1 protein-coding gene is annotated in these 6,279 nt (G+C 61.1%); it reads right to left on the reverse strand.

Annotation, left to right across the window (positions count from 1 at the left end; genetic code table 11):
• On the reverse strand, positions 1–6,279 hold a 6,279-nt coding region (locus HYQ67_RS23560; RefSeq protein ID WP_202308592.1), incomplete at both ends, for a hemagglutinin repeat-containing protein.

Here is a 6,279-nt window from a genome sequence, read left to right on the forward strand (position 1 = left end):
AGCGTGCTGCCTGATACCGCATCGCTCTGTGCGTGCTGCTGTGATTTTGACTTCTGCGTGGTCAGCGAGAGGCTGACGCCCATCGCATTCGGGTCGCCGGTCGCGGAAGCCACTGCGGCGGCCTGCCCGGCCTGCACGCCCGAGAGGGCGGTTTTGGTGGCCTGCAGCGCCTTCAGGCGGCCGTCGCTTTCTTCGTTCGTGTCCTGAGCACTGGTGACAGCGTTGTTGATAGCGCTGCCCACCGTGCCGGAGAGCGCCAGCGTCAGGCCGCTTTTCTTCTGTTCAAACGTTTCATCGCGGCTGCGCTTGTCGTGGCCCGGGTCGATGAGGACGCTGTCGCCGATAACCGCCAGGTCCTTGCCCGCAATCAGGTCGGCACCGCCGATGTGTGCCTGATTACCGGCTGAAATCACCACGCTACCGCCCGTCGAGCCCACGGTACTGAAGCTCTGACTCTGGGTGGTGCCCGCCTCGCGCAGGTCGTGTGTGGTTTTACTGCTGCCGACGGTGATACCTATCCCGCCGGTGCCCATCAGGCCGCTCTTCTTCACTTCCTTAAAGCGCCAGCTGGAGTCTGTGTTGGTGGCGGCGACAATATCCACATTATTACCCGCGCTCAGGTTCACCGCATCATCCGCGACCACGGACGAACCTTTCACCAGCAGGTTATTACCGGCGCTGACCTGCACGTTGTCTCCGCTCAGCAGGCTCCCTGCTTCACGGGTGGCGCTGTCCTCTTCGATGGTATGGGTTGTTTTCTTGCTGAGGAACCCTTTTTTGGTTTTGGTCTGCTCTTTGTAGTGATAATCGCTTTCGGTGGCGGTGGTAAGATTCACATCCCGCCCCGCAGCCACGCCGATATCGCCGCTCGCCGTAACCCGTGCGGCCTCGCTGTTAACATCACGCCCGGCAATGACAATCGTATTACCGCCGCTGCTGATTTCCGTTCCCTGCTGGCGCACGGACTCGTCAATGACGGTTTTATCCCGGGTGTGGGCAAAATCCCGCTGTGAGCTGCCGTCTGCGCTCAGGTTCACATCCCGCCCGGCCTGGATACCCACATTTTTCTCAGCCGCAAGCCCTGCGCCACCGGCGTTAATATCCCGCCCGGCCACCACGTTCAGGTTTCCGCCGGACGTCAACGTACTGTTCTGGTTTGCCACCGTCTCATGACTGAAGCCTCTCCAGCTGTTGTCGCCGGTCGTTTCGGCTCCCTGCCGGACCTGGTTTGATTCAACGGTCACATCACGACCCGCGATGAGGAGCTGCTCACCGCCGGAGGCGGTCTGTGCCCCTTTGAGATGAATGTCCTGACCGGCAGACATGACCATCCCTTCCTGAGACTGGATGGTGGCAGTATTGCCCTGCAGCGTGTTGGTCAGTGCGACTCCCTGTCCCCTCAGGCCTGGCAGGTCCATGGTGTTCTGTCGGGAAAGCGTTTCACTGATGATACTGCCGCCGGTGCTCTCCAGCTGAACGGTTTTCCCCGTGATGGCGGAGCTGATGTTGCTGATATCCCCCATCGCATGCAGGTCCAGCCCGCCTCCCGCGCTGATAAGCCCGGCATTGAGGTTGCTGATGCTGTTGCTGCTGTCTATTGAAAGACCATTTTGTGCAATCAGCGAGCTGCCATTGTTGGTGAGACTGCCGCCCGTCAGCTGAACATTGTTGCCGCTAATCACGCTGCCGTTATGCACCTTCGTGTCTTTTGGCGACAGGTACACTTTTGGCACCATCACCGTCTGACCGTTAATGGTGGCGGTTTGCCACCACAGAATGCTGTGGTCGAGGGCAGCCACCTGGTCGGCGGTGAGCGCCACCCCGAACGTCAGGCCCAGTCCCCGCTGTGCATCTGCCGCGCTGTCCATCAGGTAGCGCATCTGGTCGAGGTCAGAGCCGAGGCCGTTGATATACCGGGTTCCGGTCTGGTTCAGCACGTAATTAGACACATACCGGGTATCAAACGCTGCATCGCCCAGGAAGCGATAATCGTTTTCCGGATCGAATCCCAGCTTACCCAGCATGTAAGACGACCCCAGGAACTGGTTGATGTCCGTGTACCGGCTACTGGTTTCTGTCGGTGCGCTCCCCGGAGTCATACCCAGCAGCTTATACAGGTCACCAAACAGCGACGGGTCAAGCTGTCCCAGGCCGTCCAGCTTCGGGTTAACGGTGATGAGATACGGGCTGTCCGGATCGGTTGACGGAACAAAGTAGCCGTTGTTACCGGAGGGCAGCGGATAGAGGCTGCTGTCCATTCCGTCCGGGCTCAGGCTCGTGCCACCACTGATAGCCTGGCTGGCATCATCACTGGTATCCTGCCAGTCCGGGGCGGTGATGGCAGCATCGCTGCCATCTTCCAGACTCAGTGCGCTTACCACGTCCCCGATACTGCCGTTACCGGCGGTGTTCAGCGAGGGCGCAGCCTGCGTGCCCCCGGTACCTTCACCCCAGGGGGTGACATTCGTGTTGCTGAGGTTCTGACTCACGTTCAGGATGACATTTCCACCGGCGAGAATAACCGCCCGGTAAGTTTCTCCGTCCGGAGTCAGGGTGCTCTGAGACGTTGGCCGGTATCCGATCCAGTCATAAGCGCCTGAAACATAGCGACGACTGTCATCCCGGGTGAATACCGTTTCAGTGGCTGATGTTCCGGCCTGGTAACTCATATTATTCAGCGTACCGGCATTCAGACGGACAGTACCGTCAGCCAGCAGGGCAGAGGCTTCGTTGGTGATATCCCGGGCCGTAATGGTCAGGTCGCCACCGCTGGCTATCCGTCCTGCATTACCCGTTGCGGAAACGGTGACCGTGGTTTTGTCCCCGACCAGCAGACGGTATTCATCACGGTTACTGGTCAGCACCATCAGATATTCACCGTCCTCATCCACACCAAAGCGGTATTCACTTGATGGCAAAGGATAAAGCGTACCTTCACTGCTGCCCGCCGTTGTCGTTGTCTGAGACTCAAACGCGGTGTAGCCGTTGTAGAAACTGCCGGTATTGACCGTCACCGAACCGTGCTGTGATTCGATGGTGCCGGACCGGTTGCTTACCTCAGCGTTCGCCGCGCCTGACGCATCCTTTTGCATCACCAGGTTATTACCCGCCAGGATATCGCCGCGCAGATTCTGAATGCTGTTGGCAAACAGCGACAGGTTATTTCCTGCGTAGAGCAATGCGGTGTTGACGACAGAACCTGCCGCTGTCAGCACCAGACTCCCTGCCGTACCGGTAAAGCCATCCAGTGTGATATTACCCAGGCTGTTCAGGCTGACATCGCCGCCCGCCTGAAGTGAGCCGCTGGCGTTCATGGCAATCTGGCTGCCGGAGAGGGAGGTGGTGCCGCTGCCAGCCGTGAGCTGGCCGTTATTACTGAGTTTGCCCTTCGCGTTCAGGGTGATGCCCTTGCCCTGTAAGGTCCCTGCGTTGGTGATATCGCCCTGGCTTGTCACCGACAGCTGTTTGTTCGACACAATGACCCCCTGCGCGCTGAAGCTGTTCGCGAGCTTCAGCGTCAGGTTGCCCAGGGCCACCAGTTGGCCGGCACCGCTCAACGCGGTGACGTCGGTCAGCATATCTCCGCCGCTGAACATCCTGCCACCGGCGTTGTTCAGCGTGTTGCCTTTCAGCGTCAGGCTCTGATTGCCGAGCAGAGTGCCGCTGTTGCTCATCGCCTGATAATTGACATCCAGCATCGCCGCCTGGAAGGTGCCGCCGTTGGTCAGGCTGTTGCCGGTAAGCCGGGCCTGGTTCGCCGCAATCACCGTGCCGTGGCTTTCGAGTCTCGCCACGTCCAGCACCAGGTTTGTGGCCTGCAGCCAGCCTGCGCCGCTGTAGTCCGGCGTGGATAACGTCAGGTCGCCGCCGGAGAGAATTTTGCCGCCGTTGCGGGTTTGCGTGGTTGCGCTGAGGGTGGTTTTACCGTTGCCCTGAATCGTGCCGTCACTGGTCAGTACCGGCGCGGTGATAGTGAGCGCGTTCTGGCTGAGGATGATGCCGCCAGCCTGACTGGTCAGCGCATTCAGCAAGGTGAGCGTCAGGCCGCTGTCGCCCTGAATACGTCCGCTGTTGGTCAGTGAGCCGGCGTTAATCTGTGTGTCGCCGCCCTGAAGCTGACCGCCGTTACTGATGTCCCGGGCTTTCACCGCGAGCTTACCGCCGGTCAGCAGTTTCCCCTGCTGCTGCAGGCTGCCGCTGAGCGTGACGCCAAGGCCGTTCACGCCGCTGATTTCTCCGCTGTTGTCGAGGGAATCCCCCTGAATAGCCAGCGTTTTTGCGCTCACCAGCCCCTGGTTACCGAGCGCTTTACCTGCAATGCGGGCGTCGCCCAGCGCGGTAATTTTGCTGCCGGTGATGGCCTGCATATCGCCACTCAGCGTCAGAGCCAGCCCCAGCGCGCTTTGAATCGCACCGCTGTTGGTCAGGCTGCTGCCGTCGAGCGTGATGTTTTCTCCCTGAAGGCGGCCGCTGTTGGTCACATCGGTGGCTTTTACGGAGAGGTCCCGCTGGCTCAGCAGGTCGCCGCTGTTGGTCAGCGCACCGGCACTGTTCAGCGTCAGGCCGCCCAGGCCAATGACCGTCCCCTGATTATTCACCCCGTTATACATCAGCCCCAGCGTGCCGCCCTGCAGGGTGCCGTCGCTGGTAAACTGCTGCCCGCTCAGGGACATATTTCCGGCGGCAAGCAAATTGCCGTGGTTGGTTAACGTCGGGGCTGTTAGCGTCAGATCCCCCTGACTCATCACCTCACCGCTATTGAGTAGTGAGCCGCTCAACGTGCTGTTCAGGTCGCCCGTGGCGAGTACTGAGCCCGCATTGTTCCAGCTCTCCGCATCGATGTTGAGCTGCTGTCCCTGCGTGGTGCCGGCGGTGGTCAGTGTCGTGCCGTCAACCGACAGGTCGCCTGCCGTCAGCCAGCGCCCGGCAGCCCCCTGTGAAAGGTTACCCCCGGCAAGCGTCAGGGCGTTGGCCCCCTGCAGTAAGCCTTCGCCCGTCAGCGTTCCCGCGTTAACGTTCAGCGTGCTGCCGATGATTTTGCCCGGGTTAGTCAGCGCTGTGGCATTCAGCGACAGCCCGCTGTCACTGGTGATAAGACCGCTGTTGCTGATGTCCGTCCCGTTGAGCGCCATCTCTCCGGCGCTGTACAGCGTACCGCTCTGGCCGTTGCTGAGGGTGCCGCCGTTCAGGGTAAGCAGAGAATCACTTTGCAGCGCGCCGCTGTTGCTGAGTGAACCGAGCTCAAAAGAGAGCGCGCTGCCCAGCACCTGCCCGCTGTTGATGAGGTTGTGGCCGCGCACGGTGACAGCGGCATCGCTGGCTATCACGCCGTGGCTGGTGATATCCGGAATATCCAGCTTCAGCGCGGAGGCGCTGTACAGGGTACCGTCCTGCAGGTTGTTCAGGGTATCCGTGTCGAGTGCCAGCAGGCTGTCGCCCTGCAGCATGCCGCTGTTGGTCAGCGTCTGCGACTGCGTGCGCAGCGTCGATGCGACCACCGTGCCGCTGTTATTCAGCGTAGGGGCACTCAGCGTGACGGCGTCCGCGCTGCTGTTGCCGCTGTGGCTCAGCGCCCCGCTGGCGTTCACTGCCAGCGCGTTTCTGGCCGCCTGCGTCCCGGCAAGTGAAGCCTCACGGGCAGTGATGCTGAGGTTATTGCCGCTCTGTACCTGACTACCGGCGACGGTGCTGAGCTGGTCAGCATTCAGCTGCATATCCCCGCCCGCACTGAATTCTCCGCCCAGCGTCGCCGTGGAGGCCTGCACGGACAGGGCGTCACCGCTGTGAGTCAGGGAGGATTTGCCGGTGGTCAGGGTGCCGGCGGTCAGCGTCAGCCCTTTACCGCCGGAGAGCGTGCCGTTCTGCGTGACGTTTCCGGCCTTCAGCGTCAGCGCCTCATCCGTCACCAGCGAACCGCTGTTGGTAAGGCTGTGGCTGGCGGTAATGTCGGTTTTGCCCTTCGCGCCCGCGCTGCCCGTCTGCGTGAAATCCTGCGTCTGAACGTTCAGGGTCGTGCCGCTCAGCAGCGAGCCGCCGTTACTGAGGGTTGTGCTGTTCACCGCCAGCGCGTTGCCCTGCACCAGACCGCTGTTGCTGAGCGTTCCGCTGTTCAGCTGGGCGCTACCGCCAGCCAGCAGTTTACCGCTCTGGGTCAGGCTGTTGCTGTTTACCGTCAGATTTTGTCCGGCGGTTATCTGCCCCTGGTTGCTGAGCGTGTCGCGGGCGTTCGCTGTGATATGGCGGGCGGCGTTAATCTGGCTGGCCGCGTCCTGACTGATA

Source organism: Dryocola clanedunensis subsp. sulfonylureivorans, from assembly GCF_016756775.1.
Taxonomy (GTDB): Bacteria; Pseudomonadota; Gammaproteobacteria; order Enterobacterales; family Enterobacteriaceae; genus Dryocola; species Dryocola clanedunensis.